Source organism: Pseudomonas anatoliensis, from assembly GCF_017976235.1.
GTDB classification, from domain to species: Bacteria; Pseudomonadota; Gammaproteobacteria; order Pseudomonadales; family Pseudomonadaceae; genus Aquipseudomonas; species Aquipseudomonas anatoliensis.
Genome location: NZ_JACVHC010000005.1, coordinates 468,415 through 482,347, shown reverse-complemented (window position 1 = coordinate 482,347; position 13,933 = coordinate 468,415). Strand labels below are relative to the sequence as shown.

Here is a 13,933-nt window from a genome sequence, read left to right as displayed (position 1 = left end):
TTGAACAACGTTAAGACTAGGCGCGGCAAGATGTCGCGTCTAATCGCTAATGTTGATCTACCGATAGATGCCGTCGATCAAGACTCGCCTGGCGATTTTTGATACAGCGCAAAACAGGCCTCGGCCAGCGCTGAACGCGGTGCGCCCCGACGCATGATGAACCCCAACCGGGCGAGGGTTTGTGCGCTTTCAATCGGTTGCAGGCGCAGGTGATCGGTGAGGTTTTCCAACCCGCCGTCCAGCGGCATCACCGCGCAACAGAACCCGCCATGCACCGCTTGTAATAATTGATGCACGGCATCGGTTTGCAGCAGTGTTTGTGGCGTCAGGCCACGGCTGTGGAAATTATGGTCGATCGACTGGCGAAAGTGCATGCCGCTGGTGAGCATGCCCAGTGGCAGTTCGATCAGCGCTTCCCAGCTCAACGGCGCTTCGCCGAAGGAGAAAAAACGCTGGTCATACAGCAATCCCATGCGGGTTTCGCTGAAGGCCAGGGATTCGAAGCGCTCACTGTCCAGCCGATCAAGGTAGGACACGCCGATATCGATGCGGTTGTTCGCCAGTTGTTCGAGGATCTGTTCGGAACTCAGCGCCGACAATTCAAAGCGCAAGTTGGGGTGCTGCGCGTGCAGACGCTGCATCAGCGGCAACGCATCGAAACTCGACAGCGGCACCACGCCCAGGCGCAACGTACCGACCAGATTGCCGCGGCACGCTGCCGCTTCCGCCTGTAAGCCGTCATACGCCGCCAACACCGTGCGTGCCCACGCCAGCACCCGCTCGCCCGGCGCGGTGAAGCCTTCGAACCGCTGACCGCGGTTGACCAGCGGCAGGTCGAGTTCTTCTTCGAGACTGCGCAGGCGCATCGACAGCGTCGGCTGCGTAATGTGACAACGCGCAGCGGCCTGGCCGAAGTGACGGGTTTCGTCGAGGGCGATGAGGAATTTCAGCTGCTTGATGTCCATCTTCGCTCCGAAGGGTGTTGGCGGGGGTGGGCGATTCTAACGCTTGTGGGGTGACAGGGTCATTGGTCGGCTTGGAACCGGGGTTGTCATTGGTGGTCTAGGCTTTGACGTCTGGAACCCAAATCAAGGAGTGTGCGCTATGAGTCTTTTTAGCTTTGTGAAAGAAGCCGGTGAGAAACTGATCGATCTGCTGACCCCGGGCAATGCCAATGCCGGTGAGCAATTGAAGGAACATATCAGCAAGGTCGGGCTGGGCAATCCGAATGTTCAAGCGACGGTCGACGGTGACAAGGTCACGGTTACCGGCGAAGTGGCGAGCCAGGAAGAGAAAGAGAAAATTCTGCTGGCCGTGGGCAATATCGAAGGCGTGGGCAGCGTCGATGATCAGATCACGGTGGCCGGCCCGGTAGTGGCTGCTGCGCAGTTTGTGGTGGTCAAGTCGGGTGACACACTGAGTGCAATTTCCCTGCGTGTTTACGGCGATGCCAACAAGTATCAAAAAATCTTCGAAGCCAACAAACCGATGCTCAAAGATGTGAACAAGATCTACCCAGGGCAGACACTGCGCATTCCTGAGTAAGCAATAACCCCTGTAGGAGCTGCCGCAGGCTGCGATCTTTTGATCTTGCCCTTGAAAAATCAAGATCAAAAGATCGCAGCCTGCGGCAGCTCCTACAGGGGGTCAGAGTCCGGAAATGAGGTCGCGGTAGTCATCCACTGCGGCAAATTCTGCCGTGTCCTTCGGCCCTTTGCGGCTGTCCGGTTCCTTGACTGCCAGCAGGTGCGCCACGCCAAAATCCCGCGCACTGCGCAGAATCGGCAAGGTGTCATCAATAAACAGACTGCGCGCCGGTTCAAAATCTATATCTGCCTGCAAGGCATCCCAGAATTGCGGATTCTCCTTGGGAAAACCGTAGTCATGCGAGCTGATCAGTCGCTCGAAATAGGGCGCCAGTTCAATCCGCTCCAGCTTCAACGACAGCGAATCACGGTGCGCATTGGTGATCATGATCACCCGCTTGCCGGAGCGTTTTATCGCTTCAAGAAAGGTATCGGCGTCGGGGCGCAGGGCGATCAGGTGTGCTGTTTCCTGCTTCAACTCTCGCACTGATAACTTCAGTTCGCTGCTCCAGAAATCCAGGCAGTACCACTGCAACTGCCCGGCATGGCGCTCGAACAGCGGCTGCAACTCCATCTCGGCCATGGCGCGGCTGACCCCGTGCAGTTCGGCGTAGCGCTGAGGCAAGTGCTCCAGCCAGAAATGGTTGTCGAAGTGCAAATCCAGCAGCGTGCCGTCCATGTCCAGCAGAACGGTATCGATGTCGGACCAGGGTAGTGAAGGCATGGCAACGTCTCGAGCGGTAGAAAGATATCCGACGTAAACAATCGGGAAAGCCGCGTTATAGTAGCGCGTTCACGCCAAGGAGCTTTGCATGCGCCAGAAACCCACCGTACTTGCCCGCGAGATCGTCGCCACCAGTCGCCTGTTTTGCGTCGAAGAACTCAAGCTGCGTTTTTCCAACGGTGTGGAACGCACCTACGAGCGTCTGGTGGGCAAGGGTGCCGGATATGGCGCGGTAATGATCGTGGCAATGCTCGATGCCGAGCACGCGGTGCTGGTCGAAGAATATTGCGGCGGTACTGACGAGTACGAATTGTCCCTGCCCAAAGGCCTTATCGAACCCGGTGAAGACGTGCTGGCGGCGGCCGAGCGTGAGCTCAAGGAAGAGGCCGGTTTTGGCGCGCGGCAACTGGAGCATCTGACCGAGCTGTCGCTGTCGCCCGGTTACATGAGCCAGAAAATTCAGGTGGTGCTGGCCACCGAGCTGTACGAAGAACATCTGGAGGGCGACGAGCCTGAGCCGATGCGGGTCGACAAGGTCAACCTGCGTGAACTGTCGGCGCTGGCGTTGAATCCGCAATTCACCGAAGGGCGTGCCTTGGCGGCGTTGTACCTGGCGCGTGATTTGCTGAGCCAGCGCGGTGCCTTTCAACTATGAGTGAGCAATCGATGAACTTTCCCCATCCGTTGATGGCGCCAGTGATTGCGCTGGCATTGAAGGCTGGCGAGGCAATTTTGCCGTTCTGGCGATCAGGCGTTGAAGTCACCGCCAAGTCCGATGAATCACCTGTGACCGCTGCAGATCTGGCCGCGCACCACGTGATTGTGGACGGATTGATCGCGCTGGATCCGAGTATTCCGGTGCTGTCCGAAGAGGATGCCAATATCGCGCAAAGCGTACGTGCCAACTGGCAGCGCTGGTGGCTGGTAGACCCGCTGGATGGCACCAAGGAATTCATCAGCGGCAGTGAGGAATTCACCGTCAATATTGCGTTGATCGAAAACGGTCGGGTGGTATTCGGTGTGGTATCGATGCCGACCAACGGTCGTTTCTACGTCGGTGGTGTCGGGCTCGGTGCCTGGCGCTGTGACGCGGGCGGTACACCGGTTGCGATTCAGGTGCGTGACGTGCCGGGGCCGGGTGAAGCGTTCACCGTAGTAGCCAGTCGTCGGCATTCCAGTCCCGAGCAGGAGCGCTTGCTGGCCGGGTTGAGCGCGAGTCTGGGTGAGCTGCACTTGGCCAATATCGGCAGTTCGTTGAAGTTTTGCCTGTTGGCCGAAGGTGCGGCGGATTGCTATCCGCGACTGGCGCCGACTTCGCAGTGGGACACGGCGGCGGCCCAAGGCGTGCTGGAAGGGGCGGGCGGTGAGGTGCTGGATTTGCAGGGCGAAGCGTTCTGTTATCCGGCGCGGGAATCGTTGCTGAACGAGTTTTTTCTGGCGCTGCCGGCGAAGGCGGCGTGGCGTTCCAGGCTCTTGGAGCTGGCCCGAGGTTAAGATTAAAAGATCGCAGCCTGCGGCAGCTCCTACATGGATCAACCTGTAGGAGCTGCCGCAGGCTGCGATCTTTTGCTTTAACGGTGCAAAACGTACTGCCCGCTAAACCTCACCGCATCCTCATCACTCCCTGCATTGACGATCCACGTATTCAGCGTCAACCGTGCCCGCCCATAACGCTGATACATCGCCAGAAACTTCTTCCACACCGCCGCATCCGGCGCCGGGCATATGGCTGTCGCATCCCCCGTCACTGGCAGGGGATAACTGATCTGCCCTTCCTGAATCACGATGTGTCCTTCGGTAATCCCTTCTTCCTTCAAGCGCAAATGCAACCAGCCCCAACCGGCCAGCACCGCGCCGCAATAGAGACTGCCGCCGAACATGGTGCTTTTGTGATTGACGTTGGGCTCCAGCGGCAGATGCAGACTCAATTGCTGTGCCTGCCACTCGAGCACCTTGAGGCCCATCTCCCGGGTCAGAGGGATGTCGTGATGCAGCACCGATTCCAGATAGTGAGTGTCCGGGTTCATTCGTTCTCCTCCCCATGGCTGTTGTCACCGAAGTTGAGGCCGTGTTTGCGCAGTTTGTCGTGCAGGGTCTTGCGCGGTATGCCCAGCGCTTCGGCGAGGCTGCGTACCGAGCCGTGGGTGCGCGCCAGTTCGGCGGCGATCAACGATTTCTCGAAGTTTTCCACTTGCTCGCTGAGCCCGCCGCCAGTGATTTGCACCGTGGTGCCGCCACCCTCGAAACCACTGTTATCCAGCGCCAGTTCAAGGCCCAGCGCAAAACGTTCGGCCGCGTTTTGCAGCTCTCGCACGTTACCCGGCCAGGTATGGCGCAGCAGCAAGGCACGTTGAGCCGGTTGCAATTCGTGGGTCGGCAGACCGTGACGGGCGCTGGCTTCATCGGCGTAATACTGGAACAGCACCAACGCATCTTCGCCACGTTCGCGTAGTGGCGGGATGCGCAGCGGCGCGACGTTGAGGCGGTAATACAAGTCGGCACGGAAGCGGCCCTGATCAGCAGCCTGGCGCAAATCTTCCTTGGTGGCGGCGATGACGCGGATATCCAGCGGGATCAGTTGATTACCACCCAGGCGTTCAACGACTCGTTCCTGCAGCATGCGCAGCAGTTTCACCTGCACATCCATGCTCATGCTTTCGATTTCATCGAGGAACAAGGTGCCGCCATTGGCAAATTCGAACTTGCCGATACGGCGTTTTTGCGCGCCGGTGAACGCGCCCGGCTCATGGCCGAACAGCTCGCTTTCCACCACCGATTCGGCCAGTGCGCCGGCATTGATCGCCACAAACGGACCGTTGCGACGGCTCGACAGGTCATGCAGCGCGCGGGCCACAACCTCTTTGCCGGCGCCGGTTTCACCAAGGATCAGCACGTCAGCCTTGGTCGCCGCCAGCGCGCCGATCTGCTCGCGCAAGCGCAGCATCGGCGGCGAATGGCCGACCAGTCGCGTGCTCAGTTCGTTGCGATCGCTGAGGGCCAGCCGCAGGCTGCGGTTGTCCAGCACCAGGCGGCGCAGGGCCAGTGCGCGGCGCACGCTGTCGAGCAGGGCGTCGCTGGCGAAGGGTTTTTCAAGGAAGTCATACGCGCCGGCGCGCATCGCCTGCACGGCGAGCGGCACATCGCCGTGGCCAGTGATCAGCAGCACGGGCAGCTCCGGGTCCTGAGCGTGCAGTTCGCTCAACAATTCCAGACCGTCCATGCCCGGCATGCGGATGTCACTGACCACCACACCCGGCCAGTCGCGTTCCAGTTGTCCGGCCAGACCCTTGGCTTCAGACAGCGGCAGGATTTTCAGCCCGGCCAGATCCAGTGTCTGGCCCAAGGCCTGGCGCAGATGCGGATCGTCGTCGATCAACACCACCTGAATGCGATTGTCGATGGTCATGCACTTCGATCCTCGGACGGTTGCAGGCTGACCCCGGGCGCACCGGCACGCAGCCGCAGGGTTATCAATGCGCCACCTTGCTTGTGGTTGGCGAACGACAGTTCACCACCGAAGGCGCGCATCAGGGTTTCACAAATCGCCAGGCCCAGACCCAGACCCTGGGTGCGCGTCTTGGTCGTGTAGAAAGGCTCGCTGGCGCGGCCAAGGGCTTCCATGCAGAAACCCGGACCGTTGTCGCGAATGTACAGATTGACGCCGTCGGCCGTGGATTCGGCACTCAGCCACAGTTTGCGCGGCGGGCCTTTTTCGGTGAGGGCGTCGAGGGCATTGGCCAGCAGATTGCCGAGCACTTGGCGCAGGCGGGTTTCCCCGGCCTCGACCCACAAGGTGGCGGCGGGCAGGTCGCGGATCAACTCGACTTCCATGCTGCGTCGACGTTTGGCCAGCAAGGCCAGCGCATCGTCCAGCGCCGGTTGCAGGGCAACGCTTTCCGGGGCATGCCTATCGCGGCGGGCGAAGGCGCGCAGGTGGGCGATGATCGAGGCCATGCGCCCGGTCAGTTCACTGATCAGCTTGAGGTTGCCGCGCGCGTCTTCGGTGCGTTGATGGTCGAGCAACACTTCGGCGTTTTCCGCGTAGCTGCGGATCGCCGCGAGAGGCTGATTGAGTTCATGGCTGATGCTCGCCGACATCGTGCCCAGCGCCGACAATTTGCCGGCTTGTACCAGATCGTCCTGAGCGCGCACCAATTCCTGCTGCGCCTGCTCGCGCTCCAGCACTTCCTGCTTCAGTCGACGGTTGAGGCCTTCGAGGTCGCTGGTGCGTTCGGCGACCCGGCCTTCCAGTTCCCGTCGCGCCTTGGCTTCGAAGGCGATGCGTTCCAGATAGTGGCGGCGGCGCTGCATCATCAGACCCACCAGCAGCATCACCACCAACAGCGTGGCGCCGCCGATGGCGACCACCGTGCGCACTGGCCGATCGATCAATGTGCGCGGCGCAAGAATGCTGACGCTCCAGCCGGTTTCGGCGATGTCGTGGGTTTGTGTCAGCCAGGCGTCGGGGCTGAGATTCAGCGGCCGGGGTTCGCGGGTCGGGTAGGGCTGGATCGCCGTGATCGCCAAGCGCTCGGTATCGCTCAAGACGCGGGTCGAGCGAAAGCGCCATTCCGGGCGTGACGTGAGGATGACCACGCCGTTGTGGTCGGTCACCAGCAGTTGTTCCGGGGTTTTGCCCCAGAGGCTTTCGGTGTGGTCGAGATCGACCTTGATCACCAATACGCCGATGATTTTTTCACCGCTGCGCACGGCGGCGGCGAAGAAGTAACCGCGCTTGGCCGACGTGGTGCCGAGACCGAAGAACCGTCCAAGACGTCCGGCCATGGCTTCGCTGAAATACGGGCGGAAGGAGAAATTACGGCCGACGAAGCTGTCGTGTTTGTCCCAATTCGACGCCGCCAGTGTTTGCCCGGAGGTGTCCATCAGGTACATCACTTCGGCACCGGTTTGGGCCGAGATGTTTTTCAACAGACGATTGGCATTGCCTTGGGTGACGCCATCGTCCGGCGCCCCGAGCACGGCGCGCAGGGCCGGCAGGTCGCCGAGGATCTGCGGCAATACTTCGTAGCGGTGCAGGGTGCCCAGCAGGTTGGCGACGTACAGGTCGAGGGTCTGGCGGTTCTGGCCGGCCAGTTCGCTGCGGTAATAGCGCTCGGCCAGATGTTCCAGCGGCCAAAGCAGCGGCGCCAGACACAATGCCAGCAGGGCGAGGCTGCGCCAGCGGGGTCTGCGAGGAAGAGGTGGTTTCATGAGCGTGCGCCTGTGGGGACAGGCGCATTATGCCTAGGCTCAGGCGAAGACGTCAGCGTCCTTGAGCAGCGCTGCTACCTGATCCTTGGCCGACAGCTTCGGCGCTTCGTCCAGCTGCCAGTCGATGCCCAGTGCAGGGTCATCCCAGCGAATGCTGCGCTCGGACGATGGGTCGTAATAGTTGGTGGTCTTGTAGAGGAACTCGGCGAACTCGCTCAATACCACGAAACCATGGGCGAAACCTTCCGGCACCCACAGCTGACGATGATTCTCGGCCGACAGGCGCACCGCTACCGACTTGCCGAAGTGCGGCGAGCTGCGGCGAATGTCCACGGCCACATCGAGCACTTCACCGACAGTGACGCGCACCAGTTTGCCCTGAGTGTTTTCCAGTTGGTAATGCAGGCCACGCAGCACGCCTTTCTGCGAGCGCGAATGGTTGTCTTGCACGAATTGGGTGTCCAGGCCGGTCGCGTCCTGGAACGCCTTGGCGTTGAAGCTCTCGTAAAAGAAACCGCGCTCGTCACCAAACACCTTCGGTTCGATGATCAGAACACCGGGCAAGTCGGTGGTGATGACATTCATAAGTATTTCCAGTGGTAGGGGGCAATGGCCGACATTCTTGCGCAAAGTGCTGCCGGATGCGAGTACTCGAATAACCATCATCAGGGGTTGCGTCTCGCCAGAAGCAATGGCGATATAAGCGCCTAATAAAATTTCAGGGGTCTTTTCATGTCGCTCGCCACGTTGATTCATCGCGCCAGTCTGCCCAGCCCGCAAGTCAGCGAGGCGCAGGCCCTGCAATGGCTGGCCGAGCATTACGGGCTCAGCGGCACGTTGCAGGCCCTTGGCAGCCAGCAGGATCTCAACTACCGCGTTGACAGTGCGCGCGGGCGGTTTGTGCTGAAAATCTGCCGGGGCGACTACGCCCTTGTAGAGCTACAGGCTCAACACGCTGGCCTCAAGTATCTGGCCGAGCATTCTGATGTGCATGTGCCGCGGGTCATTGCGGCCAATAACGGTCAGGATTTGTTGTCGCTTGAGGTCGATGGCGAGGCCGTCCATGTGCGGCTGCTGGATTACATCGAAGGCCAGCCGCTGACGCACCTCGATCATTTGGGCCACGCAGTGGTCGCCGGATTTGGCCGGCTCTGCGGCGAGATGGACCTGGCCTTGGCCGGGTTCGACCATACGGGTCTTGAGCGCACTTTGCAGTGGGATGCACGCCACGCCAGCGCGTTGATCAGCCACTTGCTACCGGTGATCGAGGACGAACAGCAACGCACGTTGATCGCCGACGCCGCCGAACAGGCCGAGCGTCGTTTGCAGCCGTTGCTGGACAAGCTGCCGGTGCAGGCGATCCACATGGATATCACCGATGACAACGTGGTGTGGCAGCGTGACGCGCAGCGCCACTGGCAATTGCAGGGTGTCATCGACTTCGGCGATCTGGTGCGCACCTGGCGTATCACCGATCTGTCGGTGACCTGCGCGGCGTTGTTGCACCATGCCGGTGGCGATCCGTTTGTGATTCTGCCGGCGGTTCAGGCCTATCACGCGGTCAATCCGCTGCAACATGAAGAGCTGCAAGCGTTATGGCCGCTGATCGTCGCCCGCGCGGCGGTGCTGGTGCTCAGTGGCGAGCAACAAGTCAGTATCGATCCGGATAACACCTACAGCCGCGACAACCTCAGTCACGAGTGGGAGATTTTCCGCGTCGCAACTTCAGTGCCGTTGGCGTTGATGGAGGCGGCAATTCTCAATGCGTTGGGTCAGACATTGCCGGCAATCAACAGCGAAGGTTTCGCGCCGTTGTTGCCAGAGCTGGTCGGGCGCGAATTTGCGCTGATTGATCTCGGCGTGCTCAGTCCGCATTTCGAGGCGGGCAACTGGGAGCAGGAGGGCATTGACCAACGCTTGCTGAACGAAGCCGCCGCCGCCCATGGTCTGGCGGCGAGTCGTTATGGTCAGTACCGTTTGTCACGCACCCGGCCCGACAGTGCTGATGAACCGGATACCTTCCCGCTGCACGTCGAGTTGCGCGTGCCGAGTGGCACTGCGGTGGAAGCGCCGTTTGCCGGCGTGTTGCATCAAAAGGCAGACGGGTCATTGCAACTGGACGGCCCGCAGCTCAGCGTTCGGCTGTGGGGGGTGGCGCCAACGCTGCACAGTGGCGCGGCGCTGGTCAAAGGTCAGGTGCTGGGTTCGGTCAGCGGACCGTTGAGCGTGCAACTGATTCGCGGCGCGGATCTGGATGCGCCGCTGTTCTGTACGCCGTCCCATGCACCCGCGTGGCAGGCGTTGTGCCCATCACCGGCAGCCTTGCTGGGACTGGCCTGCGATGCCGAACCGGAGCTGGATTGGCAAACGTTGCTCGAACGCCGCGATGCCAGTTTCGCCCGCACGCAAAAACATTATTACGTCGACCCGCCGCGTATCGAACGCGGCTGGCGCAATCACCTGATCGACATGCAGGGCCGTTCGTACCTCGACATGCTCAACAACGTGGCGGTGCTCGGTCACGGCCATCCGCGCATGGCGGCGGTCGCGGCCCGTCAGTGGTCGCTGCTCAACACCAACTCGCGGTTCAACTATGCGGCGGTGGCCGAGTTTTCCGAGCGCTTGCTGAAGCTGGCGCCGGAGGGCATGGATCGGGTGTTTCTGGTCAACAGCGGCAGCGAAGCCAATGACCTGGCGATTCGTCTGGCGTGGGCCTACAGCGGCGGTCGCGACATGATCAGCGTGCTTGAGGCTTATCACGGCTGGACGATCGGCGCCGATGCGGTCTCGACTTCGGTCGCCGACAATCCGAAAGCCCTCGAAAGCCGTCCGGACTGGGTGCATCCGGTGCCCGCGCCGAACACCTATCGTGGCGAGTTCCGCGGCCTCGATTCGGCGCCGGACTACGTGCGCAGCGTCGAACATCATCTGGAAAAAATCGCCGAACAAAAACGCCAACTGGCCGGGTTCATCTGCGAGCCGGTATACGGCAATGCCGGGGGTATCTCGCTGCCGCCGGGTTACTTGAAGCAGGTGTACGCGCTGGTCCGCGCGCAGGGCGGTGTGTGTATTGCCGACGAAGTGCAGGTCGGATACGGGCGCATGGGGCATTTTTTCTGGGGTGTCGAAGAGCAGGGCGTGGTGCCGGATATCATCACCATGGCCAAAGGCATGGGCAACGGTCAGCCACTGGGTGCGGTAATCACGCGCCGGGACATCGCCGAGGCGCTGGAAGCCGAGGGTTACTTCTTCTCGTCGGCCGGCGGCAGTCCGGTGAGCTGCCAGATCGGTATGGCGGTGCTCGACGTGATGGAAGAAGAAAAACTCTGGGAGAACGCTCAGGTAGTCGGTGGCCATTTCAAGGCACGGCTCGAAGCGTTGATCGATAAACATCCGCTGGTCGGTGCGGTGCATGGGTCCGGTTTCTATCTGGGCGTGGAGCTGATCCGTAATCGCGAGACGCTGGAGCCGGCGACTGAAGAGACCACGTTGCTGTGTGATCGCCTGCGCGAGCTGGGGATTTTCATGCAGCCGACGGGGGATGATCTGAACATTCTCAAGATCAAACCGCCGATGGTGACCTCGCGGCGCAGCGTGGATTTCTTCGTCGACATGCTCGATCGGGTGCTTGAAGAAGGCCTGTAACCCACCGATCCCCTGTAGGAGCTGCCGAAGGCTGCGATCTTTTGATCTTGCTTTTCAAAGGCAAAAGCAAAAGATCGCAGCCTCCGGCAGCCCCTACATAAAGCGGATTTATATCGGTAATTTGTAGTTATTTTAAGATGAGCTGATCGTTTAATGCTTTTAAAGCCGATATTTATCGGCTATAAAGTCGCCATTGCTCCGGCATGGCGATGGCTGTCCGGTGCGCGCGTTTTTTCTCTTCGGTCGAAACCTCGACCGTCAAAGCACTTGCCCGGAGATGATTCATGAGCCGTACCGTTACCGTCGCCGCCACTCAGATGGCCTGTTCGTGGGACCTGGAAGCCAACCTCGAAACTGCCGAAAGACTGGTGCGCGAAGCCGCCGCCAAAGGCGCGCAGATCATCCTGATCCAGGAATTGTTCGAAGCGCCGTACTTCTGCCAGAAGCCCAACCCGGACTATCTGCAACTTGCCACGACGGTTGAAGAAAACGTCGCCATCAAGCATTTCCAGAAAATCGCCAAAGAGCTGCAGGTGGTGTTGCCGATCAGCTTCTACGAACTGGCCGGGCGTGCGCGGTTCAACAGCATCGCGATCATCGATGCCGATGGCAGCAACCTCGGGATTTATCGTAAAAGCCACATTCCGGATGGCCCCGGTTATCACGAGAAGTACTACTTCAACCCGGGCGATACCGGCTTCAAGGTGTGGAACACCCGTTACGCGAAGATCGGCGTGGGTATCTGCTGGGATCAGTGGTTCCCGGAAGCGGCGCGCAGCATGGCCCTGCAAGGTGCGGAAATCCTCTTCTATCCAACCGCGATCGGCAGCGAGCCGCACGACAAGAGCATTTCGTCGCGCGATCACTGGCAGCGCGTGCAGCAGGGACATGCCGGCGCAAACTTGATGCCGCTGATTGCCAGCAACCGCATCGGAAACGAAGAACAGGACGGCTACGACATCACGTTCTACGGCTCTTCGTTCATCGCCAACCAGTTCGGCGAAAAAGTGCAGGAGCTGAATAAAACCGAAGAAGGTATTCTTGTGCACACTTTCAACCTCGACGAGCTGGAACATATTCGCAGCGCGTGGGGTTCATTCCGCGACCGCCGCCCGAATCTGTACGGCGCGTTGAAAACCCTCGACGGTTCCCTGGAGTCCTGATCCCGATGACCACATTGAAAAGTACCCCACGTGCCGACGGCTTCCACATGCCGGCCGAGTGGGCGCCACAAACCCAGACCTGGATGATCTGGCCCGAGCGCCCGGACAACTGGCGTCTGGGCGGCAAACCGGCGCAGGCTGCACACGCGGCGGTGGCCAAAGCCATCGCCCGTTTCGAGCCGGTGACCGTTGCCGTGTCCGCCGGCCAGTACGAAAACGCCCGCGCGCGCCTCGACGTGCCGAATATCCGCGTGGTCGAGATGTCCAGCGACGACGCTTGGGTACGCGACAGCGGTCCGACATTCGTCATCAATAACAACGGCGAAGTACGCGGTGTGAACTGGGACTTCAACGCTTGGGGCGGTTTCGACGGTGGTTTGTACGCGCCATGGAATCGCGATTCGCAGGTTGGCGGCAAGATCCTCGAGATCGAGCGCAGCCCGCGCTATCGCACCGAAGGTTTTGTGCTTGAAGGCGGTTCGATTCATGTCGACGGCGAAGGCACGTTGATCACCACCGAAGAATGCCTGCTCAACCGCAATCGCAACCCGCATCTGGGGCGCGAAGAGATCGAAGCGGTGCTGAGCGACAATCTGGCTGTGGATAAAATCATCTGGCTGCCGGACGGTTTGTTCAACGACGAAACCGACGGTCATGTGGATAACTTCTGCTGCTACGTGCGTCCGGGTGAAGTATTGCTGGCCTGGACCGATGATCCACAGGACCCGAACTACCCGCGCTGTCAGGCGGCGATGAAAGTGCTGCAAAGCAGCACCGACGCCAAGGGTCGCCCGTTCACGGTGCACAAAATGCCGATTCCGGGGCCGCTGTATGCGACCGAAGAAGAGTGCGCTGGCGTCGACCAAGTGGACGGCTCGCAGGAACGTAATCCTACCGAGCGTCTGGCCGGTTCCTACGTGAACTTCCTGATCGTCAACGGCGGCATCATCGCGCCGAGCTTCGACGATCCAATGGATGCCCCGGCCCGGGAAATTCTGCAGAACCTGTTTCCGCAACACGAAGTGGTGATGGTGCCGGGCCGCGAACTGTTACTGGGTGGCGGCAATATTCACTGCCTTACCCAACAGCAGCCAGCGCCGCACAAAGAGTGAGTTGAGTCGTAACAGCTTGAGCTGATTGGCAAATCAGTCGAGCAACGATTAGCTCGCCAGGTACGCGTAGAGGCCCGCAGCCCGACAGGACTGCGGGCTTCTTTGTATCCACTTGTCGACAAATCGCAAACCTTGGCACAGCTCTTGTATTTGTCCTGGTGCACTAGGGAGGGAGGAGAACTTCAACAGTTCTGTCATAAACCTTGGATAACTTAGCCGCTCATGACCGGGGAGAGAGCGCTGAAATGAACGCCGAAGTGAACGTAGTCAGCGAGCGGACGTTGCATCCCATGGCCGTAAATGGCGAATCGCTCCAGATGGTCGCGCACTTTTTGAGGTCCAATGGAACGCGTCAGATCAGGGAACCTGATCCGCGCCGGATGATGATCGAGCGCTACCCCGCTGACCTGTTCAGCGAGGCCGAACTGGAAGCGTTGTGGGCTGTGATGGAAGGATAAGAAAAACAACAGGGATTGGTGAAAGCGCTGCCGG

Annotated in this window: 13 protein-coding genes; 7 read left to right on the top strand and 6 right to left on the bottom strand. The window is 60.2% G+C overall.

Translation table 11 applies throughout. The annotated features are described in order from the left end of the window. Positions 1-77: 77 nt before the first annotated feature. A complete protein-coding gene (locus ICA16_RS19005; RefSeq protein ID WP_150617423.1) occupies positions 78-965 on the bottom strand; it encodes a LysR family transcriptional regulator in 888 nt (295 codons plus the stop codon). Between the two features lie 139 nt (positions 966-1,104). On the opposite strand from ICA16_RS19005, the gene lysM reads away from it, so the two are divergent. Beyond that, a complete protein-coding gene (lysM, locus tag ICA16_RS19000; RefSeq protein WP_150617424.1) occupies positions 1,105-1,545 on the top strand; it encodes a peptidoglycan-binding protein LysM in 441 nt (146 codons plus the stop codon). A 102-nt stretch (positions 1,546-1,647) separates the two neighbouring features. On the opposite strand, the gene yrfG is transcribed toward lysM, so the two are convergent. Continuing rightward, a complete protein-coding gene (yrfG, locus tag ICA16_RS18995) occupies positions 1,648-2,310 on the bottom strand; it encodes a GMP/IMP nucleotidase (RefSeq protein WP_210701244.1) in 663 nt (220 codons plus the stop codon). 88 nt (positions 2,311-2,398) lie between these two features. Here yrfG and nudE point away from each other — a divergent pair, with 88 nt between their 5' ends. After that, on the top strand, positions 2,399-2,965 hold the full coding sequence (nudE, locus tag ICA16_RS18990; protein WP_150617426.1) for an ADP compounds hydrolase NudE: 567 nt from the start codon (positions 2,399-2,401) through the stop codon (positions 2,963-2,965). A gap of 11 nt (positions 2,966-2,976) precedes the next feature. Further along, a complete protein-coding gene (gene cysQ / locus ICA16_RS18985; RefSeq protein ID WP_210701243.1) occupies positions 2,977-3,804 on the top strand; it encodes a 3'(2'),5'-bisphosphate nucleotidase CysQ in 828 nt (275 codons plus the stop codon). A 77-nt stretch (positions 3,805-3,881) separates the two neighbouring features. On the opposite strand, the gene ICA16_RS18980 is transcribed toward cysQ, so the two are convergent. Genes ICA16_RS18980 through rfbC form a run of 4 tightly spaced genes read right to left on the bottom strand, consistent with a single transcriptional unit; the run spans position 3,882 to position 8,106 of the window. Beyond that, positions 3,882-4,337 carry a thioesterase domain-containing protein gene (locus ICA16_RS18980; protein WP_210701242.1) on the bottom strand — a complete coding sequence of 152 codons (456 nt, stop codon included), beginning with the start codon at positions 4,335-4,337 and terminating at the stop codon, positions 3,882-3,884. Next, the gene (locus ICA16_RS18975; RefSeq protein WP_150617429.1) at positions 4,334-5,716 is read right to left on the bottom strand and encodes a sigma-54-dependent transcriptional regulator; all 1,383 of its coding nucleotides are present in this window, start codon (positions 5,714-5,716) and stop codon (positions 4,334-4,336) included. Before ICA16_RS18975 ends, ICA16_RS18980 begins: the two co-directional genes overlap by 4 nt. Next, on the bottom strand, positions 5,713-7,521 hold the full coding sequence (locus tag ICA16_RS18970; RefSeq protein ID WP_210554366.1) for a sensor histidine kinase: 1,809 nt from the start codon (positions 7,519-7,521) through the stop codon (positions 5,713-5,715). The genes ICA16_RS18975 and ICA16_RS18970 overlap by 4 nt, the downstream gene beginning before the upstream one ends. A 39-nt stretch (positions 7,522-7,560) precedes the next feature. Further along, positions 7,561-8,106 carry a dTDP-4-dehydrorhamnose 3,5-epimerase gene (gene rfbC, locus ICA16_RS18965; protein ID WP_150617431.1) on the bottom strand — a complete coding sequence of 182 codons (546 nt, stop codon included), beginning with the start codon at positions 8,104-8,106 and terminating at the stop codon, positions 7,561-7,563. Positions 8,107-8,253: 147 nt separating this feature from the next. Between rfbC and ICA16_RS18960 the strand changes: the two genes are divergently transcribed. The 4 genes from ICA16_RS18960 (at position 8,254) to ICA16_RS18945 (ending at position 13,899) form a co-directional block, all read left to right on the top strand. Beyond that, a complete protein-coding gene (locus ICA16_RS18960; protein ID WP_210701241.1) occupies positions 8,254-11,166 on the top strand; it encodes an aminotransferase in 2,913 nt (970 codons plus the stop codon). Between the two features lie 284 nt (positions 11,167-11,450). Further along, on the top strand, positions 11,451-12,329 hold the full coding sequence (gene aguB / locus ICA16_RS18955) for an N-carbamoylputrescine amidase (RefSeq protein ID WP_150604061.1): 879 nt from the start codon (positions 11,451-11,453) through the stop codon (positions 12,327-12,329). 5 nt (positions 12,330-12,334) lie between these two features. Continuing rightward, positions 12,335-13,441 (top strand): agmatine deiminase, encoded by a 1,107-nt coding sequence (gene aguA / locus ICA16_RS18950; RefSeq protein ID WP_210554364.1) that lies wholly within the window; start codon positions 12,335-12,337, stop codon positions 13,439-13,441. A gap of 245 nt (positions 13,442-13,686) precedes the next feature. Then, positions 13,687-13,899 (top strand): hypothetical protein, encoded by a 213-nt coding sequence (locus tag ICA16_RS18945; protein WP_150604059.1) that lies wholly within the window; start codon positions 13,687-13,689, stop codon positions 13,897-13,899. The last annotated feature ends 34 nt before the right edge of the window (positions 13,900-13,933 follow it).

Bases quoted from the DNA above. Each gene is read 5' to 3' on its own strand.
- ICA16_RS19005 (WP_150617423.1), bottom strand. From the start codon at position 965: ATGGACATCAAGCAGCTGAAATTCCTCATCGCCCTCGACGAAACCCGT.
- lysM (WP_150617424.1), top strand. From the start codon at position 1,105: ATGAGTCTTTTTAGCTTTGTGAAAGAAGCCGGTGAGAAACTGATCGAT.
- yrfG (WP_210701244.1), bottom strand. From the start codon at position 2,310: ATGCCTTCACTACCCTGGTCCGACATCGATACCGTTCTGCTGGACATG.
- nudE (WP_150617426.1), top strand. From the start codon at position 2,399: ATGCGCCAGAAACCCACCGTACTTGCCCGCGAGATCGTCGCCACCAGT.
- cysQ (WP_210701243.1), top strand. From the start codon at position 2,977: ATGAACTTTCCCCATCCGTTGATGGCGCCAGTGATTGCGCTGGCATTG.
- ICA16_RS18980 (WP_210701242.1), bottom strand. From the start codon at position 4,337: ATGAACCCGGACACTCACTATCTGGAATCGGTGCTGCATCACGACATC.
- ICA16_RS18975 (WP_150617429.1), bottom strand. From the start codon at position 5,716: ATGACCATCGACAATCGCATTCAGGTGGTGTTGATCGACGACGATCCG.
- ICA16_RS18970 (WP_210554366.1), bottom strand. From the start codon at position 7,521: ATGAAACCACCTCTTCCTCGCAGACCCCGCTGGCGCAGCCTCGCCCTG.
- rfbC (WP_150617431.1), bottom strand. From the start codon at position 8,106: ATGAATGTCATCACCACCGACTTGCCCGGTGTTCTGATCATCGAACCG.
- ICA16_RS18960 (WP_210701241.1), top strand. From the start codon at position 8,254: ATGTCGCTCGCCACGTTGATTCATCGCGCCAGTCTGCCCAGCCCGCAA.
- aguB (WP_150604061.1), top strand. From the start codon at position 11,451: ATGAGCCGTACCGTTACCGTCGCCGCCACTCAGATGGCCTGTTCGTGG.
- aguA (WP_210554364.1), top strand. From the start codon at position 12,335: ATGACCACATTGAAAAGTACCCCACGTGCCGACGGCTTCCACATGCCG.
- ICA16_RS18945 (WP_150604059.1), top strand. From the start codon at position 13,687: ATGAACGCCGAAGTGAACGTAGTCAGCGAGCGGACGTTGCATCCCATG.